This is a genomic window from Mycobacterium sp. 1165196.3 (genome assembly GCF_001673415.1).
GTDB lineage: Bacteria > Actinomycetota > Actinomycetes > Mycobacteriales > Mycobacteriaceae > Mycobacterium > Mycobacterium europaeum_A.
Window position 1 is genome coordinate 24,021 of sequence record NZ_LZLU01000116.1, and the last position, 25,592, is coordinate 49,612.

The following is a 25,592-nucleotide window of genomic DNA, read 5'->3' on the forward strand; positions in this document are numbered from 1 at the left end:
ACCGCCGGAAGGACGAGGGTAGCCATGCGCAGGGTCATTCAATTCTCCACCGGCAACGTGGGTCGGCATTCGTTGCGAGCCATCATCGGCAGACCCGATCTCGAGCTGGTCGGCGTGCACGCCGCCAGCAGCCAGAAGGTCGGCCAGGATGCGGCGCAGCTGTGCGGACTGGACGAACCGACCGGCGTCATCGCCACGGACGACATCGACGCCCTGGTCGCCCTCGGCGCCGACTGCGTCGTTTACACATCCCAAGGGGAGACGCGGCCGATGGAAGCCATCGAACAGATGGCCAAGTTCCTGGCGGCCGGCACCAACGTCGTCGGTACGTCGATGGTCTGGCTGGTCACCCCGCGCCACGCCGACGACTGGTTGCGCGAGCCCCTGGAGCGTGCCTGCGCGGCCGGCAACGCCTCGCTTTACGTCAACGGCATCGATCCGGGCTTCTCCGGCGATACGCTGGTGCACTCCGCGGCCAGCCTGACCACCCGGATCGACTCGATCACCGTGCAGGAGATCTTCGACTATGGGAACTACGACGACGCCGAATTCACCGGCGCAGCAATGGGTTTCGGCTCGACGCCCGATGACGATTCGCCGATGATGTTTCTGCCCGGGGTGATCGTGTCGATGTGGGGAGGTCAGGTCCGCAGCCTGGCGGACAACCTCGACATCAAGCTCGATGACGTGCGCCAGCGCTGCGAACCCTGGTACACGCGAGAACGAATCGACTGCACGATGATGACGGTCGAACCGGGGCAGATGGCCGCGGTGCGGTTCGCCACCGAGGGGGTGCGCGCCGGGCGGCCGGTCATCACGCTCGAGCACGTCACCAGGCTCACCCAGGCCGCGGCGCCCGACTGGGAGTTCCCGCCCGACGGCCACACCGGGGTTCATCGGGTTGTCGTGGACGGGGAGCCGCGGGTCGAAATCAACACCCACGTGTCCCACCCGCTATTCGATTCCACTGATGCCGGCTGCATCTCGACGGCCGGCCGGGCCGTCAACGCGATCGATTGGGTATGCCGGGCGCCCCAGGGGTTGATCGGGGTGGAGGATATTCCGCTGTCGGCAACGATGCGTGGCCTGATGTGGAACGAGCACTGACCTGACGACCTCGGCCCCCGGACGCGTTGCCGGCAAACGCATCCTGATCACCGGCGCCGCGCGCGGCATGGGACGCAGCCACGCCCTGCGGCTAGCGCAGGAGGGCGCCGACCTCATCCTGCTCGACATATGCCAATCTCTGCCCGAGATCGAATATCCCTTGGCGACGAAGGACGAGTTGGCCGAAACAGTCGAACTGGTAAGGGGTTTCGGTCGCCGCTGCGTGAGCCGCATCGTCGATGTCCGAAACGAGGCGCAACTGCGGTCTGCGGTCGACGACGGCGTCGGCGAGCTCGGCGGCCTCGACGGCGCGGTGGCCAATGCCGGCGTGCTCACGGTGGCGTCCTGGGACCAGACCACCGCCGACCAGTGGCGTACGGTGGTCGACGTCAATCTCATCGGGGTGTGGAACACCTGCGCGGCCGCTATACCCCACCTGCTCGACCAGGGCGGCGGCAGCCTGGTCAACGTCAGTTCCGCGGGCGCTATCAAGGGATTTCCACTGCAGACGCCCTACACGGCGGCCAAGCACGGCGTCGTCGGCCTGACGCTGGCGTTGGCCAACGAACTGGCGGCGCAGAACGTGCGCGTCAACACCGTGCTTCCCACCGGTGTTCCCACCGGGATGGTTCCACCGTCGTTCGGACCGCTCTTGGGCGAGCGACGGTCCGACCTGATCCCCATCTTCGTCAATGCGATGCCCACGCCGGCCGTCGAGCCCGTCGACGTCAGCAACGCGGTGGTGTTCCTTTTGTCGGATGAGTCCAGGTATGTGACGGGGCTGGAATTCAAGGTCGATGCGGGAGTGACCATCAACTGACGCCGCGCCGCTGCACAGCGTGTGCCCTTACCGATCCCGTCGCCAGCCCATAGGCTGGGCTGACAGATGAATAGTCGTCCGGCGGCCGGAGTTTGCGTGTTCTCGCTGCCCACGCGCGCGGTAAGGGATACAAATAGCTGAGTTCACCAAGGAGAGCCTCATGAATACGGTGCGGACGTCCGTGCTCGGGCTGACAGCTGCCGCCCTATTGGTCGGCGCGACGGTGGCCGGTTGCGGTGGCGGCAAAAGCTCTACGGGATCATCGGGTTCGGCCTCGTCGTCCGGCCCGGCCGCTTCGTCGAGCCCTTCGGCCGGCGCGGCCCCGGGCGCACCGGGAGCCCCGGTGGACTACAGCAACCTGCTGATCAAGCCCGGCGACGTGGGCCCCAACGCCACCGCCGACGGCCCGCCGAGCCAGAATCCCAGCGGCATCACCGGCGTGGGGCAGGTTTTCAAGAACCCCGACGGCAAGCGCACCATCATCGACACGATCGCGGTCTTCCCCGATGCGGCCACCGCCACCCAGACCGCGGCGAACATGCGCGACGTCGTCGGAAAGAAGGTCAACGGCCAGCAGCAGCCCATCGACGTCGGCACCAACGGGTTCATGGTGATCGGTCAGGGAACCGACCCGGCCAACCCGATGGAGATCTCCGAGGCGGTGTTCGTCGAGGGCAGGGCCATGGTCGACCTGGAGTCCGACTGTGTCGTCGGCAATCCCACGCCGGCCGATGTCATGCTCGATCTCGCCCAAAAGCAAGACGCCGCCGTCAAAGCGGGACTGCCGGCCGGCTGAGCCGCCGCTCGTTCACAGGGGCCAGCTGTCCGGCTGCAGCTCATAGCGCAGTGCGGCGGCCGGCGGCAGCGGCTGTCGTTCGTTGACCGATATCGCGTCGATGACGAGGGTGACATAGCGCCGCCAGCCGTCGCTGCCGGCATCCATGGTGGACAGCACGCTGAAGAGCATCGCGATCAGGCGAGGAAGGTCGTCGGCGACCAGGTCGGTGCGGATGCTGCCGGCTCGCTGGCCTGCGCGGGCGAGCTCGCCGAGCGCCGCGTTGAGCGACACCGAGATGTCGGAGGTTAGCGATCCGGCGCGGCGTGCGGCCGTCAGCAGGCTGTGTTCGCGCGCCCCCAGCGATATCGCCGCTTCGATCAGCTGGGTGAGGCCGCGCAGCGGATCCTTCTCGAGGCGGGCGCTGTCGATCACCGGCGTGAGGTCCTCGGCGATGCTTTGATCCAGGGCGGCGCGTACCAGGTCCGCCTTTGCCGGAAATCTGCGGTACAGGGTTCGTTCACCGACGCCGGCGCGGCGCGCGACCGCTTCCACCGGGGCGTCGGGTCCCAATTCGCCGTAGACCTCGCGCGCCGCGCGCAGGATGCGCTCGACGTTGCGCGCCGCGTCGGCCCGCAACGGCCGGTCTTCAACCGCGGTCATCGTCACAGCGTAACTGACAGTTGACTGTCGGTAGCCGCCGCTTTAGGCTCGTACAACTGGCAGCCAACTGACACTTAGTGGAAAACTGGTTATGGCAATACCTTTGGAGACCGCCGAATCCCGGCCTGACGCAAGCCTTCCCGTGTTACCCGTCCCGCGGCCGTCGCACTGCCCGCTCGCGGCCCCGCCCGAGTTTGCGCAGTGGCGCGAACAGGCCGGGCTGCGACGGGCGATGTTCGGCGGCAACCCGGTCTGGGTGGTCAGCCGCTACCAGGACATCAGGGCGGCGTTGGTCGATCCGCGCTTGTCCGCGAAGACCATTCCGGACTCGATCCTGCCGACCGACGCCGACAACAAGGTCGCCGTGATGTTCGCCCGGACCGACGATCCCGAGCATCATCGGTTGCGGCGCATGATGACAAGCAGCTTCACCTTCAGGCGTTGTGAATCAATGCGGCCGCACATTCAGGACATGGTCGACCACTATCTCGGCCAGATGATCGACAACGGTGCGCCGGCCGATCTGGTGCGTGAATTCGCCTTGCCCGTGCCGTCGATGGTGATCGCCCTGCTGCTCGGGGTGCCGCCCGAAGACTTGGCCATCTTCCAGCACAACACCACCAAGGGGCTTGACCAGAAGTCCACCGACGAGGAAAAGGGCCAGGCGTTCGGGTCGATGTATACCTACATCGAGGAGCTGGTGGAACGCAAAGCGCGCGAACCCGGCGACGACTTGATCAGCCGCCTGCTCACCGAATACGTGGCCACGGGCCAGCTCGACCACACCACCACGGCCATGAACAGCGTGATCATGATGCAGGCCGGCCACGAAACCACGGCCAACATGATCGCACTGGGAACCGTTGCGCTGCTGGAACATCCCGAGGTGTTCGAGCGACTCGGACAAACCGACGATCCGGCCGTCATCGCGAACGTCGTCGAAGAACTGATGCGCTATCTGTCCATCGTGCACAGCCAGGTCGACCGCGTCGCGACCGAAGATCTGGTGATCGGTGGCCAACCGATTCGCGCCGGGGAGTTCGTCCTCATGAGCCTGCTCGCCGGCAATTGGGACGCAGAATTCGTCGACCACCCCGAAGCCTTCGACCCGGACCGAAACGCTCGCGGGCACTTGGGCTTCGGATATGGCGTGCATCAATGCATCGGAGCGAATTTGGCCCGCGTCGAGATGCAGGTCGCCTTCGCCACCCTGGCGCGGCGCCTGCCCGGGTTGCGACTGGCGGTGCCGCCGGAGCAGCTGAGGTTCAAAGACGCCAATATCTATGGCATGAAAGAACTTCCGGTGCGCTGGTGACGGTGTCTAACGGCGAGCTGCGCTTCGACGGCCAAGTGGCCGTGATCACCGGCGCCGCCGGCGGGCTGGGCAGGGAGTACGCCCAGCTTCTGGCCGCGCGCGGAGCCCGCGTCGTGGTCAACGACAAGGGCGGCTCGGTGACCGGGGACGGCGCGGACGACAAGGCGGCCGAGGCCGTCGCGGATGCCATTCGCGAGCAGGGCGGCGAGGCCGTCGCAGACAGCCACAGCGTGACGAGTCCGCAAGGCGCACAAGCGATCATCGACACTGCCCTGCGGGTCTGGGGGCGCCTGGACATCGTGATCAACAATGCGGGCATCGTCGGCGACGCGCCGTTCGAGGACATGACCGCCGATCGGCTCGACCCCCTGGTGGATGTCCACCTCAAGGGGGCGTTCTACGTGACGAGGCCAGCGTGGCAGGTGATGCGCGAACAGCGCTACGGCCGGGTGCTCAACACCTGCTCGGCCGCGGGAATCCTTGGCGCCGAACGGATGAGCAACTACGGCGCGGCCAAGGCGGGTTTGCTGGGCTTGACGCGTGTGCTGGCCGCCGAAGGAGCCGCATACGGCATCAAGGTCAATGCCATCGCTCCCATCGCGTACACCCGGATGCTGACGCATTCGCTCGACGAGGCGACCGGCCGGCAAGCCGTCGAACACGATGCGGCATCGCAGGCGGTATTGGATGACCTTGTGGGCCAATACCTTCAGAAACTGGACCCCGCGCAGGTCGCTCCGGTGGCCGCCTTCCTTTCCCACCGGGATTGCCCGGTGTCCGGTGAAATCTACACGGTGGGCGCGGGACACGTCGCGCGGTTCTTCATCGGCAGGACAAGGGGTTGCTACCGACCCGGGCTGTCGATCGAGGACGTCCGCGACCACCTGGACGAGATTCGCGACGAAGCCGGCTACACCGTGCCGGGCGGGCCCGGTGACGAAATGAGCGAGCTTTTCGCGACCATCATCGGCAGCCTCAGCAGCTGAAGGCCGCGCCGACACCGTCCGGCGGCGGGGCCGATTTCAGGCAGCCGTACGGCACGATGCCGGCGGGGCTGAACTTGGCCGCCGACTGGTGCGCATAGTTCACGCAGTACAGGCCGGTCTGCTCGGCGCGGCACCGGTAGTCACCGAACGACAGCGAATCCCCGTTCGCCAGTTCCGGCCCGTTGCCGTTCAGGAATGGGCCGGGATCGGCACGGGCGGATCCGACCTGCAGGTTCACCCCGTCGAAGCTGATCCAACCGCCTTGCCACTGGCCATAGGCCGTCGCGGGAGCCGGCGGTGGATTGGTCAGATTCACCAGGCAGGCCAGTGCGCCGCCGGTGTGCTTGGCATCCGTCATGCAGGAGACCTTGCCGGCCACCGCAGCCAGCGCGATGTCGTCGCCCAGGGGCGTGGTGGCCCCGTCGCGGCTGGCGGTGTGAAAGCGGCCGGGATCGGCGGGATGGCCGGCCTCTATCCAGGCGATGACGTCGGAGATCGCGGTGCCGGCGCCGGGCGCCCCGGTGGGTCCGGGCGCTTTGCTTCCCGGTGCGCCGGCGCCGGTGGATGTCTGGGCGGTGCTCGGGGTCGGCGCTGATTGGCCGCCCGTGGTGTGGGAGCACCCGGCGACCAGTAGTGCCGCGGCGATCATCGCAGCTTTCCGCATTCAGTCAGGCTAACCGCCGCGCCGGGCAATTAAGGCGCTGCGCGCGCGTTACGGCCGTCATGTCGGTTACCGTCGGGTTATGCATGACCGGACTGTCCGCGCACGCACGGCCATCGGCACCGTCGAAGGCTTCACCCGCGACGGGGTCAATCGGTGGCGGTCGATCCCGTATGCCCGCCCACCGGTGGGCCGCCTGCGCTTCCGGGCGCCGCAGCCGGCCCAGCCGTGGTCTGGTGTTCGACACTGTCACGGCTTCGGCAATTGCGCGCCCCAGCAGCGCCGTTACACCCTGCTCGGCATGTCGGGTCTGGGCGGCCGCTATCAGCCGATGAGCGAGGACTGCCTCACCCTCAACGTCGTGGCGCCCGAGGGTGACGCCGAGGGGCCGCTGCCCGTCATGGTGTTCATCCACGGCGGCGGCTACTTCCTGGGCAGCTCGGCGACACCGCTGTACGACGGCGCGGCCCTGGCCCGCCGGGGATGCGTCTACGTGTCGGTGAACTACCGCCTGGGCGCGCTGGGGTGCGTGGACTTTTCGTCGTTGTCGACGCCCGAGATCACCATCGACAGCAACCTGTATCTGCGCGACCTGGTGCTGGCGCTGCAGTGGGTTCGTGACAACATCGCGGGATTCGGCGGTGATCCCGACAATGTCACCATCTTCGGCGAGAGCGCGGGAGCGTGCATCACCGCATCGCTGCTGGCGGTGCCCGCCGCCGAAGGCCTGTTCGCCCGGGCCATATCGGAGAGCCCGGCGTCGGGTCTGGTGCGGTCGAAAGAGGTCGCCGCGGAGTTCGCGAACCGCTTCGCCAACCTGCTGGGGGTGCGCAAGCAGGATGCCGCCAACGCGCTGATGCAGGCGTCCGCCGCGCAGCTGGTGGAAACCCAACACCGGTTGATCGACGAAGGCATGCAGAACAGGCTGGGCGCCTTCCCAATTGGCCCGGTCTTCGGTGACGACATGCTGCCATTGGATCCGGTCGAGGCGATGCGGCGCGGTGAGGCCCACCGGGTACCGCTGATCGTGGGCACGAATGCCGAAGAGGGCCGGTTGTTCACCCGCTTCCTGGCGATGTTGCCGACCAACGAGACGATGGTCGAAGAGCTGCTGGCCGAGGCGGAACCCGCTATCCGCGAACGCATTACCGCCGCATATCCCAATTATCCCGAGCGGGCGGCCTGCATCCAGCTCGGTGGTGACTTCGCCTTCGCCTCGGCGGCCTGGCAGATCGCGGAGGCCCACGGCGCGCACGCGCCGACCTACCTCTACCGGTACGACTACGCGCCGCGCACGCTGCGCTGGTCGGGCTTCGGGGCCACCCACGCCACCGAGTTGCTCGCCGTTTTCGACGTGTACCGCACCAGATTCGGCGCGTTGCTGACCGCGGCGGCGGACCGGCGGGCCGCGTTGCGGGTCAGCAATCAAGTGCAACGGCGCTGGCGCGCCTTCAGCCGGACCGGCGTGCCGGGGGAGGACTGGCCCCTCTATACCGCCGAGGATCGTGCCGTGATGGTCTTCGACCGCAAGTCCCGCGTCGAGTTCGATCCACACCCGCATCGCCGAATGGCATGGGACGGCTTCTCACTGGCGCGTTGACCTGGCACGCTAACCCTCATGCATGCCGAGACCGAGCAAGTCATCGAACGACCCAGTGACCTCTCCGCCACCTGGCTGGCCGCGGTCATCGGCACCGGACCCATCGCCAACTTCGCGGTGGAGCGCATCGGCACCGGCCAGATGAGCGAGTGCTACCGGGTCCGGCTCAGCTATGCCGAGGCCGGGGGCGGGCCCGAGTCGGTGGTGCTGAAGGTCGCGGCCACCGATCCGGTGAGCCGCCAAACCGGGCTGGCGCTGGGGCTTTACGAGCGGGAGGTGCGTTTCTACGGCGACATCGCGCCGCGTCTGGGCGGGCCCATCGCGCCCTGCTACCACGCGGCGGTCGACACCTCCACGGGTGTTTTCGATCTGCTGCTGGGTGACGCGGGGCCGGCCGTCGTCGGTGACGAAATCGCCGGAGCCACAGTCGAACAGGTTCGCCTCGGCGCCGTCGAGCTGGGACGCCTGCACGGCCCGCTGCTCGGCGACGTTTCGCTGGCCGAGGCGCCGTGGCTCAACCGCGACGCGCCGCTGAACCAGGCCATGATCACCCCGCTGTACGCGGGTTTCGTCGACCGCTACGGCGACCAGATCGCACCGGAGCACCGCGTGGTGTGCGAACGCCTGGTCGCCGCGTTCGACGGCTACCTTGCCCAGGAAGCGGAGGCGTCCGAGCGGGGCCGCGTCCAGGGCCTGGTGCATGGCGACTATCGCCTGGACAACATGCTGTTCGGTACCGAGGGCGCCGATCGCGCGCTGACGGTGGTCGATTGGCAAACCGTGTCGTGGGGTCCGGCGCTGACCGATCTGGCCTACTTCCTCGGTTGCGCGTTGTCCACCGAGGATCGCCGGCAGCACTACGACGCGCTGCTGCGCGCCTATCACGAGGCGCTGGGACCTGCGGCACCACTGACTCTGGTCGACGTCGCCGACGGTGTGCGCAGGCAGAGCTTTTTCGGGGTGATGATGGCGATCGTTTCCTCGATGCTGGTCGAGCGCACCGACCGCGGCGATCAGATGTTCATGACGATGCTGCGGCGGCACTGCGACCACGTCCTGGACACGGACGCGCTGTCGACGCTGCCCGTCGCGGCGACCCCCGAGCCGTTGCAGCCGGCCGTCGAGGACGAACTGGCCCACGAGCCCACCGCCGAACCGCTGTGGAGTGAGAGTTGGTACGCCGACTTCGCCGACGCGGCACAGGGATTGGGTGGCTGGTTCCGGCTCGGGCGGGTGGCCAACGAACAGACCGCGTGGGTGCACGTGTTGCTGTGCGGGCCCGACATGCCGACCGTCGCCGTCGACACGCAAGTGCCGCTGCCGTCGGATCCGTGGTCGGTGCGGACCGACGACTTAGAGCTCGGGCATTCCGCCGACGCGCCTCTGCAAAGCTATCGCGTCGACGTGCGGGCGCGGGCCCGGTCCTACTCCGATCCGTCGGCGTTGCTGCGCGGCGAGCCCGGCGAACCCGTCGAGATGAGCGTGAACCTGGTGTGGGCCACCGACGGCACCCCGTACAAGTACGCCGTGACGACGCGTTATGAGATCCCGTGCACCGTCTCGGGCAGCGTCAGCGTCGGTGACACCAGCTACCGTGTGAAGTCCGTTGCGGGCCAACGGGATCACTCGTGGGGTGTGCGCGATTGGTGGGGCATGGATTGGATCTGGAGCGCGCTGCACCTGGACGACGGCACCCATTTGCACGGCGTGAACATCCGGATCCCCGGGGCGCCCGCGTTCAGCATCGGCTATGCGCAGGGCGCCGACGGCAAGGTGACCGAGTTGCAGACCGTCGACTCGCGAGAGTCCTTCGCCGACAACGGGTTACCGCTTGAGGCGACGCTGGCGTTGGAGCCGGCGCAGATCACCGCGAACGCGCGCGTGCGCGGCCAGGCGCCGGTCCGGCTCATGGCACGCGACGGGCGGGTCAGCCAGTTCCCCCGCGTGTGGGCCACGATCAGCACGGCCGACGGGCGCAGCGGTGTCGGTTGGCTGGAATGGAACCGCAACCTCGGCGAACAGACTTAGGTGAGCGGATCGGCCCCCGTTGTCGTGATGGGCGTCTCGGGATCGGGCAAATCGACGGTGGGGGCGGCGCTCGCGCGGCGCCTGCGGGTCCCGTTCGTCGACGCCGACACCCTGCACCCGCCCGCCAACATCGCCAAGATGGCCGCCGGTGAACCGCTCGACGACGACGACCGCTATCCCTGGCTGGAGCAGGTCGGCGAATGGTTGGCCGCCCATCGCGAGGGCGCGGTCGTGAGTTGTTCGGCGCTGAAAAGGGCCTACCGTGACCAGTTGCGCGCCCACTGTCCGGGCGTGCGGTTCCTGCACTTGTCGGGCTCGGCGGAGCTGATCGGGGCCCGGCTGGCAACGCGGACCGATCACTTCATGCCTGCCGCGCTGCTGCGCTCGCAACTGGACGCACTGGAGCCGCTCGGTCCCGATGAGGTCGGCATGACCGTCGACGTCGGGCCCGACGTCGACGCGATCGTGGACACCGTCGTGCGGGCCCGCCCATAGCCGCGGCCGCACGGCGCGGTGTAGCATTGTGCTACACGTCGTAACGTAGTGCTGCATGGGAGGAAGCCGTGGCTGAGGCCGTCGATCGTGTCACCCGCGTCGCGTCCGACCTGATGGACAGCGCGGCGGCTGAGGGCGCCCGGCAGAGTCGCTCGGCCAAGCAGCAACTCGACCACTGGGCACGGGTGGGGCGGGCGGTATCCAGTCAGCACACCGCCTCGCGGCGGCGGGTGGAAGCCGCGCTCGCCGGCCAGCTGCCGACCGGCGAACTCACCGTCGAGGAGGGCGTGGTATTCAACGCCGAGATCTGCGCGGCCATCGAGGAAAGCCTGGCGCGCACCAACTACGGGGCCGCGCTGGCCGGGCAGGGGGTCACCACCGTGGCCCTCAACGACGACGGCGAAATCGTCGAGCATCGCCCCGACGGCGCCGCGGTGGTGCTCTGAGGCACCCGCTGATCCGGCACTCATCAGCGTTTCGGCGGTCCGATGGATCGACTTGACCTGGTGGTCGGGCCGAACGGTGCCGGTAAGTCGACCTTCATCGCGCTCACCCTGGCGCCGCTGCTGCCGGGCAGTCTCGTGGTCAATGCCGACGAAATCGCACGGCAGCGGTGGCCGGAGGATCCGGCATCGCACTCGTACGACGCCGCGCGCATCGCCGCCGACACCCGCGCCAAGCTGATCGAGCTGGGCCGGTCGTTCGTCGCCGAGACCGTGTTCTCCCACCCCTCCAAGCTCGACCTCGTCAAGGCGGCCCGCAGCGCGGGCTTCACCGTCGTCCTGCACGTGCTGATCATCCCGGAAGACCTTGCGGTCCAACGTGTTCGATACCGGGTGCAAGCCGGCGGCCATGACGTTCCGGAAGCCAAGATCCGGCAGCGCCATCGCCGGCTGTGGGTGCCGGTCGCCGAGGCGATCGCCTTGTCCGACCTTGCGACGGTCTACGACAACAGCCGCCTGCGCGGCCCGCGCATCGTCGCGCGACTCAGCGGCGGCCTGACCGTCGGCGCACCCGACTGGCCCACCTGGGCACCGGAAATCCTGCGGGCTCGCTGGACCCACTGACTTGCGGCGTTACGCGGACAGCGGCGCGCCCGGTTACCAGGGCAGCTTGCGGCGGCCGGTGTCGACCTGACCGCCGACCCGCTCGCGGGCGGTGTCGGCCAAGTCGGCGCCGCGCTGCCGCGCGGTTTCGGCGAACTCCTCGCCGCGCGCCCGCGCCGTGCTGGCCAGCTTCTCGCTGCGCTTGCGTGCCTTCTTGGCCAGCTTCTCGCTGCGCTTGCGCGCCTTCTTGGCCAGCGGCGCGGCCCGGTCGGCCGCCTCGTCGGCGAGTTCCTCGCTGCGCTTGCGTGCCTTCTCCGCCAGGTACGCGGCGCGGTCGGCGGCCTCGTCGGCCCATTCCTCGCTGCGCTTGCGGGCCTTCTTGGCCAGCGGTTTACTGCGCTCGGCCGCGGTGCTGGCCAATTCGCGGCCGCGTTCGAGCGCGGCTTCGGCGTAGGGCGCGCCGCGCTCGGCCGCGGTGCTGGCCAATTCGCGGCCGCGTTCGAGTGCCGCTTCGGCGTAGGGCGCGCCGCGCTCGGCTGCCGTGCTGGCCAGCTCGCGGCCCCGTTCGGCGCCGATCTGCAGGCCGTGCGCGATGCGATCACCCAGTTCGGAGAAATCGGCATCGAAGCCCGAATCGTCCGATCCGGGCCACGCCGAGGACACCCGCTCGGAGAGCCGTTCCGCCGCCCGACGGCCACGCCACCCGAGGGAGGGCTTGCCGGCGGTGTCGGCCGACGCGATCAACAATCCGCCCAGCAGGCTGAGGTCGGTGAGGAATTGCTGGCGTTTCTGGGCTTTGGCCACCGGGTCGCTTTCGTTCCAGAACGAGTGTGTCCCAAGGTTGGCCGGTAACACCGTCACCGCGAGAGCGGCCGATGCGATCCGGGGGAGTTTGCCGGTGGCGAGCAGCAGGCCGCCGCCGATCTGAACGGCCGCGGTGATCTGCGCGACCGTCTCGGGGTCGCTGGGGATGCTGCTACTCACCGATTCCGGCAATGCCTGCAGCCCGTCCACCGTCGGCGCCGCGGCCTCCGCCGCGGATTTGGGGTTCAGCAGTGAATTGACTCCTTGCCCGATGAATGCCACTGATAACAGGGGTCGCGCGATTCTCCTGAGCACCATGGCCCGTGTATTACCCGGCTGCTTGTCGAGCAAACCGCCACCCCGATAACCCCAGCTAGAGCCGCGTAGCGTCGCACACCGATAGGGTGGAGCGCGTGCGAGCGTTGATCGTCGTCGACGTGCAAAACGACTTCTGCGAGGGCGGCTCGGTGCCCACCGCCGACGGCGCCGCCGTGGCGTCCGCGATCAACGCCTATCTGTCCGGTGAGCCGGGCTACCGGTACGTCGTCGCGACGCAGGATTTCCACATCGACCCGGGTGACCATTTTTCCGACCACCCGGATTTTTCATCGTCCTGGCCGGTGCACTGCGTCGCCGGAAGCGCCGGCGCGAATCTTCGCTCGGAGCTGGACATCCGGCGCGTCGACGCCGTCTTCCGCAAGGGCGCGTACGCCGCGGCGTACAGCGGTTTCGAGGGCGTCGACGACGACGGCACCCCGCTACTGCAGTGGCTGCGCCGGCGGGGGGTCGACGAGGTCGACGTGGTCGGCATCGCCACCGACTTCTGCGTCCGGCGGACCGCCGAGGACGCCGCGGCGGCGGGCCTGACCACCAGGGTGCTGGTCGACCTGACCGCGGCCGTCGATTCGGCGGCCGAAGCGCTGGCCGAAATGCGGTCCGCCGGCATCGAGTTGGTTGGGGAACCGTAATGGTGGTGCCACTGGATCGACAGCAGCTGCTCGCCGCCGTGGAGCGCTCGCCGCAGGCGGCCGCCGCGCACGACCGCACCGGGTGGGTGGGGCTGTTCACCGGTGACGGCCGCGTCGAGGATCCGGTCGGCTCCCGACCGCACGTGGGGCACGAGCAAATCGGGCGCTTCTATGACACCTTCATCGGCCCCCGTGACATCAAGTTCCATCGCGACCTCGACCTCGTGGTCGGCACGACGGTGCTGCGTGACCTCGAGCTCGAGGTGACGATGGGCTCGGCCGTGACGATGTTCATTCCGGCGTTTCTGCGTTATGACCTCCGAGAAGCCAACGGCGAGTGGAAGATTGGCCATCTGCGGGCCTATTGGGAGCTGCCCGCCATGATGCTGCAGTTCCTGCGCACCGGCCCTGGCGCCCTGCGGCCCGCGTTGAACCTGTCCACGGCGCTGGTGCGCAACCAAGGCTGGGGCGGGGCCGCCGGCTTCATGACCGGATTCCGCCGAGTCGGGGCACGCCACCAGCGGCTGGTGACGACGTTCCTGGAGGCCGCGGGGCGCCACGACACGTCCGCCGCCGCGCGGATGCTGTCGTCAGATGCCGCAATAACTTTGGGTGATCACGACCCGCTCGACCTGGCCGAGCTGGCCGAGCAGCTGGACGGTGCCGGCACAACCAGGACGAGCAGCGCGGGCCGCACCGTCGCGGTGTCACTCAACTCGGGTCACGGGCGCGCCATTGTGTTCGCCGATGTGGATTGGCGTGGCGCCGCGATCAGCCGGATCCGCTACTTTCCCGCCTGACCTCGTCAGGCCTGTGTCTCAGCGGAGCACCATCAGCACCAGCGATGCCCCGGCCAGGCACAGGTACGCACCGGGAAACGCGATGTTGTACAAAACGTGGGCCCTCAGATGCGTCGCCACGGCGCCGACGAAAAACAGCACCAGGCCCGCGGCGGCCGCGATACCCAATTCGCGCAGGCCCAGCAGTCCGAGGACGATCCCGGCGGCCCCGGCCAGCTTCAGCGCGCCAAGCGCCGGCAACCATGACCGCGGCACCCCGACCTCGGCAGAATTCGCCAGAACGAATCGCGCCGGAACGAAGTCGGCGATGGCGATCGCCGCGGTGATGACGGCGGTGGTCAGCGTGACGGCGACAAGTGCGGTGTTCATCTCCGATCAATCCCTTGTCGCGCAGCGATTTCCGCAGCGGCGGGTCGAATGCGGGCAGTGCGCACCGTGGCGCACAATCGGTAGGGTCATGGTGCTTGTCTCCTTCGCCAGTGGAAGTCCGTCGGACGCGGTCAACTTCTTGACGGCTTTCGCGCGGAAAAGGTGACCCATGGGCGCAACAAAGGATTTGGCGGATCTGGCGCGGCGTTTCGACGCCGATCGGCGTCACCTGAGGTCGGTCGCGTTCCAGCTGCTGGGTTCGGTGCCCGACGCCGACGACGCGGTCCAGTCGGCGTGGCTCAAGGCCAGCCGCGCCGACTTCGGCGGTGTCGACAACCTCACCGGCTGGTTCACGACGATCACCGCGCGCGAGGCGTTCGACCAACTTCGGCTGCGCAAGCGCCGCGCCGAGCAACCGCTGGCCGAAACCGACGAATTGGACCGGCTGGTGCGGGCGGCGTCGGCGCCGGCCGACGAGGACGCGCTGCTCGCGGAGTCGGTGAGCGGCGCGCTGCTCGTCGTGCTCGACCGGCTTTCCCCGGCGCAGCGGGTGGCGTTCGTGCTGCACGACGTCTTCGCCATGCCTTTTGAGCAGATCGCCGCGGTGATGAATCGCTCGCCGGACGCCACGAAGAAGCTGGCTAGCAGGGCCCGCGGGCGACTGCACGCCGATCCGGCCGACCGCCCCCGCCGCACGGGCGACCACCTGAAGGTGGTCGAGGCGTTTCTGGCGGCCTCGCGCGGTGGTGACATCGCCGGCCTGCTCGAGCTGCTGGCTCCAGACGTGGTGCGCACGGTCGATCCGGCCCTGGTCCCGGCCGACGTGCCCACTACGGTCCGCGGTGCCGACGAGGTCGCCGGGGAGACTCGGCGGTTCGCTGCGCGGGCGCGCGCCGGTGCTGTCATGCTCATCGACGGGGCGCCGGGCATCGTGTTAGCCGCTCGCGGTCGCGCTCAGGTCCTGCTGGTGATCGGCATCGGCGCCGACGGTCGCATCCATACGATCGACATCACCGGCGATGCCGAGCGAATCCGCCGGGCGACGCTGACGCTGCCCCGGTGGCCGATCCAGGAACCTCACAACCACATCGGGTACCAAGGACGTCAGACACACTCGGCCGCAAAGCCGGCCGCGGGGCAAGACCGGGAGGGCCATGCTCGATAAGCCGTTCGGACGGCGTGACCTGCTGCGGGGCGCCGGCGCGCTTTCCGCGGCGGCGCTGGCGCCGTGGTCGGCGGGGTGCGCTCCGGAGGACGACGCGCTCACCTTCTTCTTCGCGGCCAACCCGGACGAGCGTGACGCCAGGATGCGCATCGTCGACGAGTTCGCGCGCCGCCACCCCGATATCAAGGTGCGGCCCGTGCTGTCCGGACCCGGTGTCATGCAACAGCTTTCGACATTCTGTGTCGGCGGCAAATGCCCCGATGTGCTGATGACCTGGGAACTGTCTTACGCCGAACTCGCCGACCGCGGTGTGCTGCTGGACATGAACACGCTGCTGGCGCGCGACAAATCCTTTGCCGACCAGCTCAAGGCGGACAGCATCCCGGAGTTGTACGAAACCTTCACATTCAACGGAAAACAGTACGCACTTCCCGAACAGTGGTCGGGCAACTACCTGTTCTACAACAAACGGCTCTTCGCCGAAGCCGGCGTGCCGGAGCCCCCCAAGACATGGGAACAGCCCTGGGATTTCACCGAATTCCTGGACACCACGCGCGCCCTGACCAAGCGCGATGCATCCGGCCGGGCCGCGCAGTACGGCTTCGTCAACACCTGGGGTGCCTACCACTCGGCCGGGCTGTTCGCGATGAACAACGGTGTGGCGTGGTCAGACCCGCGGTCGAATCCGACCCACTTCAACTTCGACAATGCGGCGTTTCACGAAGCGGTGCAGTTCTACGCCGATCTGGCCAACAAATACCGGGTGGCGCCCAACGCATCGGAGACGCAGTCGATGTCGACGCCCAATTTGTTCGCCGTGGGCCGGGCGGCGATCGCGCTCGGTGGCCACTGGCGCTACCAGACCTACATCCGCGCCGAGGGCCTGGATTTCGACGTCGCCCCGTTGCCGGTCGGCCCGGTGCTGCGAAAGGGGCATGCCGCATGTTCAGATATCGGCGCCACCGGATTGGCCATCTCGGCCAGCAGCCCGCGCAAGGAGCAGGCATGGGAGTTCGTGAAGTTCGCGACGGGGCCCGTTGGCCAGGCGCTGATCGGTGAATCGTGTCTGTTTGTTCCCGTGCTGCGCTCAGCGCTGCGATCGCAGGGATTCGCCAAGGCCCATCGACGGTTGGGCAATCTGAGTGTGCTCACCGAAGGCCCGGCTTTTTCGCAGGGGCTGCCCATCACGCCGGCTTGGGAGAAGGTCAATGCCTTGATGGACCGCAACTTTGGTCCAGTGCTGCGAGGCCGCCAGCCGGCGACGTCATTGAGCGGATTGTCCCGCTCCGTCGACGAGGTGTTGCGCAGCCCATGACCGCGATGGACGCGACCGGCGCGGCCGCCCCGGCGGGCAAGGCGAGGCCGAAGCCACCGCAGAACCCGAGCCCGTGGCGCCGACACGCATGGGCGGGCCGGTTGTTCGTCGCACCCAACATGGTGGCGGTCGCGGTGTTCATGCTGTTCCCGCTGGGTTTCTCGCTCTACATGAGCTTCCAGCGATGGGACGTGTTCACCCCGCCACAATTCGTGGGTCTGAAGAACTTCGGCGACTTATTCACCGCGGATCCGCTCTTCTTGATCGCGATCCGCAACACCGTGATCTTCACCGTCGGAACGGTCGTGCCGACGGTCCTGATCAGCCTGGCCGTCGCCGGGGTGCTGAACCGGAAGGTCAGGGGCATCGGCGTCTTCCGGACGATCGTCTTTCTGCCGTTGGCGATCTCATCGGTCGTGATGGCGGTGGTGTGGCAGTTCGTGTTCAACACCGACAACGGCTTGCTCAACATCATGCTCGGCTGGATCGGACTCGGGCCGGTCCCATGGTTGGTCGAGCCGCGCTGGGCGATGGCCTCACTGTGCATCGTCAGCGTCTGGCGCAGCGTGCCCTTCGCCGCCGTCGTGCTGCTGGCCGCGATGCAAGGCGTTCCGGGTACGGTCTATGAGGCCGCCAAGATCGACGGTGCCAGTGAGATAAGGCAATTCGTCTCCATCACCGTGCCGTTGATCCGGGGGTCGATATCGTTTGTCGTCATCATCTCGGTCATCCACGCATTCCAGGCGTTCGACATGGTCTACGTGCTCACCGGCCCCACTGGCGGGCCGGAATCGGCGACCTACGTCCTGGGCATCATGCTGTTCCAGCACGCGTTCTCGTTCCTCGAATTCGGATATGCCTCCGCGCTGGCGTGGGTGATGTTCGCGGTCTTGCTGGTGCTGACCGTCGTGCAGTTGCGAGTCAGCCATCGACGATCTTTGGAGAATTCGCGTGGGCTTAAGTGAGGGTGTCCTCAAGCGCACCGTCTTGCGCGGCGCCGTCGTCTATGGCGCGCTGCTCGCCGTCGCCTGGTGCGCCCTGTTTCCGATCGCGTGGGCGGTGTCGGGTTCGCTGAAAACCGAAGGCGAGGTCAGCGAACCCACGCTGTTGCCCGCACACCCGCGGTGGTCGAACTACACCGAGGTGTTCGCGCTGATGCCGTTCGGGCGAATGTTTTTCAACACCGTGCTGTACGCGGGCTGCGTCACCGCCGGCCATGTTTTCTTCTGCTCGCTGGCCGGATATGCCTTCGCGCGACTGGATTTCCGTGGCCGCGACGCGCTGTTCGTCGTGTATCTCGGCACCTTGATGGTGCCCCTGACGGTCACGGTGATCCCGCAATTCCTGGTGATGCGAACCCTGGGCTGGGTCGACACCCCCTGGGCGATGATCGTGCCGGGGTTCTTCGGCAGCGCATTCGGTACGTACCTGATGCGGCAGTTCTTCCGCACCCTGCCCACCGATCTCGAGGAGGCCGCGATACTCGACGGTTGTTCACCGTGGCAGGTGTATTGGCGAATCCTGCTGCCCCACGCGAGGCCGGCCGTGATGGTGCTCGCGGTGCTCACCTGGGTCAATGTCTGGAATGATTTCTTGTGGCCGCTGCTGATGATCCAGCGCAACAGCCTGGCCACCCTGACACTGGGCCTGGTCCGGATGAAGGGCGAATATGTTGCCCGATGGCCGGTTTTGATGGCAACCTCGATGCTCATCATGCTGCCTCTGGTCATCATCTACGCGATCGCGCAACGCTCGTTCGTCCGCGGGATCGCCGTCACCGGGATGGGCGGTTGACCATGGCCTCGGTGACTTTCGAGCAGGCAACCCGTCGCTACCCCGGAGCGGATCGCCCCGCCCTGGACAACCTGGACTTAACTGTCGCCGACGGCGAGTTCGTCGTTCTGGTGGGGCCGTCGGGATGCGGCAAGACCACCTCGCTGCGGATGGTGGCCGGCCTGGAAGCCGTCGACTCCGGTCACATCCGGATCGGCGACCGCGACGTCACCAACGTCGATCCCAAGGATCGCGACGTTGCGATGGTCTTTCAGAACTATGCGCTCTACCCGCACATGACGGTGGCCCAGAACATGGGATTCGCCATGAAGATCGCCAGGACGCCGAAGGCCCAGATCCGCGAGCGGGTGCTGGACGCGGCGAAACTGCTTGACCTGCAACCCTATCTCGACCGAAAGCCGAAAGACCTGTCCGGCGGACAACGCCAACGCGTGGCGATGGGACGGGCGATCGTGCGCCGGCCGCACGTGTTCCTGATGGACGAGCCGCTGTCGAACCTCGACGCCAAACTAAGGGTGCAGACCCGTAACCAGATCGCCGCGCTGCAACGGCGGCTGGGCACCACCACCGTCTACGTCACCCACGACCAGGTCGAGGCCATGACGATGGGCGACCGCGTCGCCGTCCTGCGCGACGGCGTGCTGCAGCAGTTCGCACCGCCTCGCGAGCTCTACCGAAACCCGGACAACGTCTTCGTGGCGGGTTTCATCGGATCCCCGGCGATGAACCTGTTTACCCTCCCTGTCGTGGATTCGGCTGTGTCGCTGGGTGATTGGCCGATAGCATTGCCCCGCGAGGTCACCGGCGGTGCAGGTGAGGTAGTCGTGGGGGTCCGTCCCGAACATTTCGAGCTGGGTGGTCTCGGCGTCGAGATGGAGGTGGACGTGGTGGAGGAGCTTGGGGCGGACGCCTACCTGTATGGGCGAATCACCGGTTCGGGCAAGGTGATCGACGCGCCCATCGTCGCGCGGGCCGACGGGCGAAACCCTCCGCAGAAGGGCAGCCGGGTGCGCCTGCACCCGGTACCCGGGCACCTGCACTTCTTCGGCGTCGATGGCCGCCGAATTTGCTGAACGATCCGGACAGGGGGCTGCGGTGACCACAAACCGTGCCGACTTGGTGTGCGAGGGCGGTGGCGTCCGGGGTATCGGACTGGTCGGCGCGGTGGACGCGCTCGCCCAGGCCGGCTATCGATTCCCGCGCGTCGCGGGAAGCAGCGCCGGTGCGATCGTCGCCTCGCTGGTCGCCGCCCTGCAGGTGGCCGGCGAGCCGTTGAGCCGGCTGGCCGAGGTGATGCGCACCATCGACTACCGGAAGTTCCTCGACCGCAACTGGATCGGGCGGATACCGCTGATCGGCGGGGGACTGTCGTTGTTGACCTCCGACGGTGTCTATCGCGGGGCATATCTCGAACAGTTGCTCGCCAGCCTGCTCCGCGATCTGGGCGTGCGGACGTTCGGCGATCTGCGCACGGGCGAAGAGCCCACCCAGTTCGCCTGGTCGCTCGTCGTCACCGCCAGCGACCTGTCGCGGCGCCGCCTGGTTCGAATCCCTTGGGACCTCGGCTCCTATGGCATCGACCCCGACGCCTTCCCGGTGGCGCGCGCGGTGCACGCGTCGTCGGCCATTCCCTATGTGTTCGAGCCCGTTCGGGTCGGCGGCGCGACGTGGGTGGATGGTGGGTTGTTGTCGGACTTTCCGGTCGAGCTGTTCGACCGGCCCGATGCACAACCGCGATGGCCCACGTTCGGGATTCGGTTGTCGGCGCGTCCCGGCATCCCGCCCACCCATCCCGTGCATGGCCCGGTGTCGTTGGGACTTGCGGCGATAGAGACCCTGGTGAGCAATCAAGACAACGCCTACATCGATGACCCGTGCACCGTGCGGCGCACCATCTTTGTGCCCGCCGACGAGGTCAGCCCGATCGACTTCAACATCACCACCGCGCAACGTGAAGCGCTCTATGCCCGAGGATTGCAAGCGGGCCAACAGTTTCTGCAAACCTGGAACTACGCCGACTATTTGAAGGCCTGCGGCGCCCCGGTGCACAAATCACCGTGACGGCGTCGACCGTTCGTGCCGCTTATCCGCGCGGGCAGCGGAGCGCATGAACGCGACGCTGCACCCGCGAGACGTCGTCGGGGGAGGGCAGCTGGTTGGTGATCCGGGTGACCTCCACACCGATATCGATGGAACTGATCGGCCAGAGGCGACGCGCGATGAGATCCCTTGCGATGACGGTGATGTCGTCGTCGCAGAGCCGGCGGCGCGTCAACGCCACCAGCGGCACGTACCCGGTGACCGGCATGCCGGAGGGGTAGCCGGCGCGCACGAAAGCCACAATGCTTGTCACCCAGTGCGACAGGTCCATGCGTCCACCTCGCTAACCGCCGCGGCTTGCGTAAGCGGCAGTGCTTGCCATAGCTAGCAACGTACCACCGGTGACGTCATCTGCTGAGTAACGCCACACAGTTAAACGCATTTTTTACGGCCGGCGATGCGGCGCACGGGGAGTGGTCCCGGTGACGATTCGCCGGCCATGGCGCGCCGTAACGACGTTTGGCCGCAAGGCTTTCTAGTATTGCCGGCGTGGTGGATCGCTATGGAACCGATGTACTGGCCGCAGGACGACGCAAGCCCCGCTCGACGGAACATCCGGCCGAACTTGGCCTGGTGGTCGAGGACGTGCAAACCGGATATGTCGGCGCGGTGGTGCGCGTCGAATATGGTCGGGTGGACCTGGAAGACCGACGCGGTCACGTGCGCGGATTTCCTTTGGGCCCAGGCTATTTGCTGGAGGGTCGTCCCGTCATCCTCACCGCGCCGCGCCGGCCCGCGCCGACCGCCGTGAACAGGACCGCATCCGGTTCGGTCGCCGTGTCGGGTGTTCGCGCCCGGGTCGCCCGTGCCAGCCGGATCTACGTCGAGGGTCGGCACGACGCCGAGCTGATCGCCCAGGTATGGGGCGAGGACCTGCGGATCGAAGGTGTCGTCGTAGAGCAACTGGGCGGCGTCGACGACCTGGTGGACATCGTCGCCGAGTTCGCCCCGGGCCCCGGGCGCCGGCTCGGGGTGCTCATCGACCACCTCGTCACGGGTTCGAAGGAGGCGCGGATCGCCGATGCCGTGCGGCGCGGCCCGGGTGGTGCCGACACGCTGGTCGTCGGCCATCCCTACGTCGACATCTGGCAGGCCGTCAAGCCGCAGCGGCTGGGCCTGGAGGCCTGGCCGAAGGTGCCACGAAATGTCGAATGGAAACACGGGGTATGCGCGGCCCTGGATCTGCCGCACCGCGATCAGGCGGACATCGCCAGGGCTTGGCGCCACATCCGCTCACGGGTGCGCGACTGGAACGATCTGGAACCGGCGTTGATCAGTCGGGTCGAAGAACTCATCGACTTCGTGACCGCGCCGGCTTCCTGACCCCGCGGGCGGCGGACCAGGGCGAATAGCCAGCGCTTAGTTAGGCTACGCTAAGCCGAAAGTCCCGATCGGCGGGACAGAAATTGGGCGTATGCAGGGCGTATTCGGCGTATTCATCGGCACGTTTCTCATCGGTCTTCGCGAAGGCCTAGAGGCGTCGCTCATCGTGAGCATCGTCGGTGCGTTCCTCAAGCGGAATGGCCAGACGGTCCGCCCGATGTTTGTCGGCGTCGGCCTGGCCGTGCTGCTCAGCGTCGGCGTCGGGGTGGGCCTCGACCTGTTCGCCGCCAGCCTGCCGCAGGTACAGCAGGAGATGATGGAGACCGTCATCAACGCCATCGCGGTGGTGTTCGTGACGTCGATGATCATCTGGATGAACGGCAACGCCGCGCAGCTCAAGGGGGAACTCGAGCGCGAGGCCCGTCAGGCGGTCAACCGCGGCGGCGCGTTCGCGCTGGCGGCCATGGCGTTCCTCGCCGTCCTCAAGGAGGGCTTCGAGACCTCGGTGTTCTTGCTGGCGGCCGCCGAGACGTCACACGGCAACCGGTGGTTCGCCGTGCTGGGCGGCGCGGTCGGCATCGCGACCTCGGTCGGGCTCGGGGTGGCCCTGTACTACGGCGGCCTGCGGATCAACCTCGGCCGGTTCTTCCGGGTCACCGGGGTGTTCCTGGTGCTGATCGCCGCCGGGCTGGTGCTGGGTGCGCTGCGCACCGCGCACGAGGCGGGGTGGGTGAGCATCGGCCAGCAGCAGGTGCTCGATCTGTCCGGCTGGATACCCGCCAACTCGGTGCTGGGCGCCGTGACGACCGGGGTGTTCGGCATCCCCGCCGACCCTCGGCTGGTCGAGGTGGTGGGCTGGCTGCTCTACGCCGTGCCGGTGCTTGTCATCTTCCTGTGGCCCGCCCGGCTCGCCGCCGCGCCGCGAACCCGCAGCCGGCTGCTGGCGGCGACGTCGGCGGCGCTGATCTTCGTCGGGGCGGGGCTGGCGATCATGACGCCCGCCGCCGGCCCGTCCGCGGGCCTGCGGGCGCGCACCGTCACCGACCGCGCGGGCCACACCGCCGTGGTGTCGATGGCGACCGGGCCGCACGGGCGCGAGCTGACCGTCGTCCCCCAGGGCAGCTCGACCGCCCACAGCATCGTGCTGATCCCGGGCGACGATCAAACGGTGGACGGCTTGCCCGTGCAGGTGTGGCAGGCTTCCGAGGCGGCCGGGGCCGACGGTGCGCCGGAGGTCTCGCTGAACCAGTTGCTGAGCATGACGGGGGGCCGGCTGCCGGTCGGTCTCGCGGCCGGCCGCACTCCGGGGCCGTTTCAGGGTCAATGGTCGACGACCACCGAGTACACCGTGCTCGCGCGGGGTGATTGCGTGGTGAGCGCGCACGCGACGAGCAACCGCACCGCGATCTTGACCGGCGGTGGGCTGACCGGGGCCAAGACCGTTAGTCTCGGCGGGCTGACGACGGACTGGTCCACCTCCGCTGCCGATGACCACTCGACGGCGGCCGAGATCGTCGCCAGCAACCGCAATCGCGGGGAGCGGCAGCTGTGGAATGTCTGGTTGCCGTTGGTAATAGCGGGTTTTGCGTTAGCTTGCGCGCTGTCAGCGATAGCCTCGGTGCGCGCGGACCGCAGGGAAACCGATGAGAGGAAATCCATTGATGGTGAGTCGCATCGCCCTGGCGGCGTGCCGGTCTCGTGAATTCTTTTTAGCTGCAACGGTTCTCGCCGCGACGACGGCGTTGTCCGCGACCGCATGCAGCCACTCGGGTGACACCGCGACCCATGCCCAGCCGCCGAAACCGGGCGGTACCAACGCGGTGAAGGTCACCATGGCCAACGACGGCGGCAAGGACGGCTGCGCCCTGGACACCACCAGCGTGCCCGCCGGGCCGGTGACCTTCACGGTCGCCAACACCAATGCGCCCGGCATCAACGAGGTCGAATTGCTCAGGGACCAGCGGATTGTCGGCGAGAAGGAGAACCTCGCGCCGGGCCTGGACCCGGTGTCGTTCACGGTGTCGCTGGACGGGGGCGCCTACCAGCTCTACTGTCCGGGCGCCAGCACCGAATACCAGACCCTGACGGTCACCGGTAATGCGCCCGCGACACCTACGGGCACCGTGGCGAGCATCCTCGGCCAGGGCACCAAGGACTACGCCACCTACATCGTCAACCAGATCGGACAGCTCAACGACGGCGTGAAGGCACTCGATGCCGCCGTGCAGTCGGGCAACGTCGAGGCCGCGAAGGCGGCCTACGCCAAAGCCCGCTTGTTCTGGGAGCGTTCGGAGTCCACCGTGGAGGGCTTCGTCCTGCCGGGGTTCGCCGTCGGCGACAATGCCGGCAGCCTGGACTACCTGATCGACATGCGTGAGTCGACACCGGTCGATGCCAAGGTTGGCTGGAAGGGCTTCCACGCCATCGAGCGCGATCTGTGGCAGGGCGGCGCGATCACCCCCGGGACCAAGGCGCTCAGCACCGAATTGGTGGGCAATGTCGGCAAATTGAACGGCATCGTCGCGACCCTGCAGTACAAGCCCGAGGACCTGGCCAACGGCGCCAGCGACCTGATCGAAGAGATCCAGAACACCAAGATCACCGGCGAGGAAGAAGCTTTCAGTCACATTGACCTGGTGGACTTTTCGGGCAACGTCGAAGGCGCGCAGCAGGCCTACGCCTCACTACGCCCGGGCCTGGAAAAGATCGATGCCAACCTGGTTCGCCAGATCGATCAGCAGTTCCAAAGCGTGCTGACCACCTTGGACGGGTATCGCGACTCGACCGCGCTCGGCGGCTACAAGACCTACACGGCGGCGCTGAAGGCCAGCGACGCGCCGAAGCTGACCGCGGTGATCCAGCCGCTGCACCAGAGCCTGTCGACCGTCGCCCAAAAAGTCGTTACGGCCGGTTGATCGTGACCGACGACATCACCCCACCTTCCGACGGCGCCACGAACGACGCTGGGGCACCGGCGGACTCCGCCACGGTATCGCGCCGGCGCGCGCTCGGCGGCGCCATGCTGGCCGGGCTCGGCGGTGCCGCCATCGGTGCCATGGGTGGCGGCTTCGCCGGTCACGCCATGGCGGCGGGACAGCGTGGTGACGACGACGACACCGTCGATCTGCGCCGCAGCTACCCCTTCTACGGTCAGCCGCACCAGGGTGGAATCGACACGCCCCCACAGCGTTACGCCATGTTCATGTCGTTCTCGCTGGCCGAGGGCGCGGGCCGGACCGACCTGCAGACCCTCTTGGCGCGCTGGTCGGCCGCCGCCGCGATCCTGCAGCAGGGCAAGCCGGTCGGGACGGTGAGGCTGGCCGGGCTCAGCCCGTAGGCCTCCCCGGTGTCGACGGGAGGCTGCACGTCGACACCGGGCTGCACCGTCCCGACCGGCTTGCCCTGCTGCAGGATCGCGGCGGCGGCCGACCAGCGCGCCAAGAGGGTCTGCAGGTCGG

The 25,592-nt window shown here is 67.7% G+C and carries 25 protein-coding genes and 2 pseudogenes; 22 read left to right on the forward strand and 5 right to left on the reverse strand.

Annotation, left to right across the window (positions count from 1 at the left end; all coding sequences use genetic code 11):
• The first annotated feature begins 24 nt into the window (after nt 1–24).
• The 3 genes from A5659_RS12700 to A5659_RS12710 all read left to right on the forward strand — a co-directional run bounded on the left by A5659_RS12700 (nt 25) and on the right by A5659_RS12710 (nt 2,723).
• Nucleotides 25–1,107, forward strand: coding sequence for a dihydrodipicolinate reductase (locus tag A5659_RS12700; RefSeq protein WP_067181506.1), 1,083 nt, complete (start codon nt 25–27; stop codon nt 1,105–1,107).
• A gap of 1 nt (nt 1,108) precedes the next feature.
• Complete coding sequence (locus tag A5659_RS12705; RefSeq protein ID WP_066867004.1) at nt 1,109–1,927, forward strand: mycofactocin-coupled SDR family oxidoreductase; 819 nt, start codon at nt 1,109–1,111, stop codon at nt 1,925–1,927.
• 160 nt (nt 1,928–2,087) lie between these two features.
• Nucleotides 2,088–2,723: a hypothetical protein gene (locus A5659_RS12710; protein ID WP_066867006.1), complete on the forward strand. Its 636-nt coding sequence runs from the start codon at nt 2,088–2,090 to the stop codon at nt 2,721–2,723.
• A gap of 12 nt (nt 2,724–2,735) precedes the next feature.
• Here the strand turns inward: A5659_RS12710 and A5659_RS12715 are convergent, their stop codons facing one another.
• On the reverse strand, nt 2,736–3,365 hold the full coding sequence (locus tag A5659_RS12715; protein WP_067181509.1) for a TetR/AcrR family transcriptional regulator: 630 nt from the start codon (nt 3,363–3,365) through the stop codon (nt 2,736–2,738).
• A 91-nt stretch (nt 3,366–3,456) separates the two neighbouring features.
• On the opposite strand from A5659_RS12715, the gene A5659_RS12720 reads away from it, so the two are divergent.
• Both A5659_RS12720 and A5659_RS12725 read left to right on the forward strand, forming a co-directional pair.
• Nucleotides 3,457–4,680 carry a cytochrome P450 gene (locus A5659_RS12720; protein WP_067181512.1) on the forward strand — a complete coding sequence of 408 codons (1,224 nt, stop codon included), beginning with the start codon at nt 3,457–3,459 and terminating at the stop codon, nt 4,678–4,680.
• On the forward strand, nt 4,677–5,666 hold the full coding sequence (locus tag A5659_RS12725) for an SDR family NAD(P)-dependent oxidoreductase (RefSeq protein ID WP_231997819.1): 990 nt from the start codon (nt 4,677–4,679) through the stop codon (nt 5,664–5,666). Before A5659_RS12720 ends, A5659_RS12725 begins: the two co-directional genes overlap by 4 nt.
• On the opposite strand, the gene A5659_RS12730 is transcribed toward A5659_RS12725, so the two are convergent.
• A complete protein-coding gene (locus A5659_RS12730; RefSeq protein WP_197497992.1) occupies nt 5,656–6,330 on the reverse strand; it encodes a hypothetical protein in 675 nt (224 codons plus the stop codon). The two genes, A5659_RS12725 and A5659_RS12730, sit on opposite strands and share 11 nt — an antisense overlap.
• Before the next feature lie 79 nt (nt 6,331–6,409).
• On the opposite strand from A5659_RS12730, the gene A5659_RS12735 reads away from it, so the two are divergent.
• From A5659_RS12735 to A5659_RS12755, 5 genes are all read left to right on the forward strand, one after another.
• Nucleotides 6,410–7,927, forward strand: coding sequence for a carboxylesterase/lipase family protein (locus tag A5659_RS12735; RefSeq protein WP_067181515.1), 1,518 nt, complete (start codon nt 6,410–6,412; stop codon nt 7,925–7,927).
• A gap of 18 nt (nt 7,928–7,945) precedes the next feature.
• Nucleotides 7,946–9,955, forward strand: a complete 2,010-nt coding sequence (locus tag A5659_RS12740) for a phosphotransferase (RefSeq protein ID WP_067181517.1) — start codon at nt 7,946–7,948, stop codon at nt 9,953–9,955.
• Nucleotides 9,956–10,450, forward strand: coding sequence for a gluconokinase (locus A5659_RS12745; RefSeq protein WP_066867017.1), 495 nt, complete (start codon nt 9,956–9,958; stop codon nt 10,448–10,450).
• A 68-nt stretch (nt 10,451–10,518) separates the two neighbouring features.
• On the forward strand, nt 10,519–10,896 hold the full coding sequence (locus A5659_RS12750; protein ID WP_067181520.1) for a hypothetical protein: 378 nt from the start codon (nt 10,519–10,521) through the stop codon (nt 10,894–10,896).
• 42 nt (nt 10,897–10,938) lie between these two features.
• Entirely contained in the window at nt 10,939–11,517 is a 579-nt protein-coding gene (locus tag A5659_RS12755) for an AAA family ATPase (protein WP_067139528.1), read from the forward strand.
• A 33-nt stretch (nt 11,518–11,550) separates the two neighbouring features.
• On the opposite strand, the gene A5659_RS12760 is transcribed toward A5659_RS12755, so the two are convergent.
• Complete coding sequence (locus A5659_RS12760; protein ID WP_067181522.1) at nt 11,551–12,618, reverse strand: DoxX family protein; 1,068 nt, start codon at nt 12,616–12,618, stop codon at nt 11,551–11,553.
• Nucleotides 12,619–12,713: 95 nt separating this feature from the next.
• Between A5659_RS12760 and pncA the strand changes: the two genes are divergently transcribed.
• Nucleotides 12,714–13,268, forward strand: coding sequence for a pyrazinamidase PncA (pncA, locus tag A5659_RS12765; protein ID WP_082976045.1), 555 nt, complete (start codon nt 12,714–12,716; stop codon nt 13,266–13,268).
• Nucleotides 13,268–14,068, forward strand: coding sequence for a ketosteroid isomerase family protein (locus A5659_RS12770; RefSeq protein ID WP_067181525.1), 801 nt, complete (start codon nt 13,268–13,270; stop codon nt 14,066–14,068). Before pncA ends, A5659_RS12770 begins: the two co-directional genes overlap by 1 nt.
• Nucleotides 14,069–14,086: 18 nt before the next feature.
• On the opposite strand, the gene A5659_RS12775 is transcribed toward A5659_RS12770, so the two are convergent.
• Entirely contained in the window at nt 14,087–14,437 is a 351-nt protein-coding gene (locus A5659_RS12775; RefSeq protein WP_066879007.1) for a DoxX family protein, read from the reverse strand.
• Nucleotides 14,438–14,606: 169 nt separating this feature from the next.
• Here A5659_RS12775 and A5659_RS12780 point away from each other — a divergent pair, with 169 nt between their 5' ends.
• The 6 genes and pseudogenes from A5659_RS12780 to A5659_RS12805 all read left to right on the forward strand — a co-directional run bounded on the left by A5659_RS12780 (nt 14,607) and on the right by A5659_RS12805 (nt 20,772).
• A complete protein-coding gene (locus A5659_RS12780) occupies nt 14,607–15,602 on the forward strand; it encodes a sigma-70 family RNA polymerase sigma factor (protein ID WP_067021546.1) in 996 nt (331 codons plus the stop codon).
• Nucleotides 15,592–16,917, forward strand: a complete 1,326-nt coding sequence (locus A5659_RS12785; protein ID WP_067181528.1) for a sugar ABC transporter substrate-binding protein — start codon at nt 15,592–15,594, stop codon at nt 16,915–16,917. The genes A5659_RS12780 and A5659_RS12785 overlap by 11 nt, the downstream gene beginning before the upstream one ends.
• 60 nt (nt 16,918–16,977) lie before the next feature.
• Nucleotides 16,978–17,882 (forward strand): annotated as a pseudogene (locus tag A5659_RS12790) (carbohydrate ABC transporter permease); the annotation flags it as partial.
• 22 nt (nt 17,883–17,904) lie between these two features.
• The gene (locus tag A5659_RS12795; RefSeq protein WP_369829240.1) at nt 17,905–18,711 is read left to right on the forward strand and encodes a carbohydrate ABC transporter permease; all 807 of its coding nucleotides are present in this window, start codon (nt 17,905–17,907) and stop codon (nt 18,709–18,711) included.
• A gap of 2 nt (nt 18,712–18,713) precedes the next feature.
• Nucleotides 18,714–19,784, forward strand: coding sequence for an ABC transporter ATP-binding protein (locus A5659_RS12800; protein WP_066867035.1), 1,071 nt, complete (start codon nt 18,714–18,716; stop codon nt 19,782–19,784).
• The gene (locus tag A5659_RS12805; protein ID WP_082976043.1) at nt 19,765–20,772 is read left to right on the forward strand and encodes a patatin-like phospholipase family protein; all 1,008 of its coding nucleotides are present in this window, start codon (nt 19,765–19,767) and stop codon (nt 20,770–20,772) included. Before A5659_RS12800 ends, A5659_RS12805 begins: the two co-directional genes overlap by 20 nt.
• Before the next feature lie 22 nt (nt 20,773–20,794).
• Here the strand turns inward: A5659_RS12805 and A5659_RS12810 are convergent, their stop codons facing one another.
• Nucleotides 20,795–21,082, reverse strand: a complete 288-nt coding sequence (locus tag A5659_RS12810; protein WP_067181531.1) for a DUF3349 domain-containing protein — start codon at nt 21,080–21,082, stop codon at nt 20,795–20,797.
• 218 nt (nt 21,083–21,300) lie between these two features.
• Here A5659_RS12810 and A5659_RS12815 point away from each other — a divergent pair, with 218 nt between their 5' ends.
• The 4 genes and pseudogenes from A5659_RS12815 to A5659_RS12830 form a co-directional block, all read left to right on the forward strand.
• Nucleotides 21,301–22,134 carry a DUF3097 domain-containing protein gene (locus A5659_RS12815; protein ID WP_067181534.1) on the forward strand — a complete coding sequence of 278 codons (834 nt, stop codon included), beginning with the start codon at nt 21,301–21,303 and terminating at the stop codon, nt 22,132–22,134.
• Between the two features lie 91 nt (nt 22,135–22,225).
• Nucleotides 22,226–23,836: an iron uptake transporter permease EfeU gene (gene efeU / locus A5659_RS12820; RefSeq protein ID WP_067181537.1), complete on the forward strand. Its 1,611-nt coding sequence runs from the start codon at nt 22,226–22,228 to the stop codon at nt 23,834–23,836.
• Nucleotides 23,796–25,049 carry an iron uptake system protein EfeO gene (efeO, locus tag A5659_RS12825; protein WP_304441594.1) on the forward strand — a complete coding sequence of 418 codons (1,254 nt, stop codon included), beginning with the start codon at nt 23,796–23,798 and terminating at the stop codon, nt 25,047–25,049. The genes efeU and efeO overlap by 41 nt, the downstream gene beginning before the upstream one ends.
• 2 nt (nt 25,050–25,051) lie before the next feature.
• Nucleotides 25,052–25,450: pseudogene (locus A5659_RS12830) on the forward strand (deferrochelatase/peroxidase EfeB); the annotation flags it as partial.
• Between the last annotated feature and the right edge of the window lie 142 nt (nt 25,451–25,592).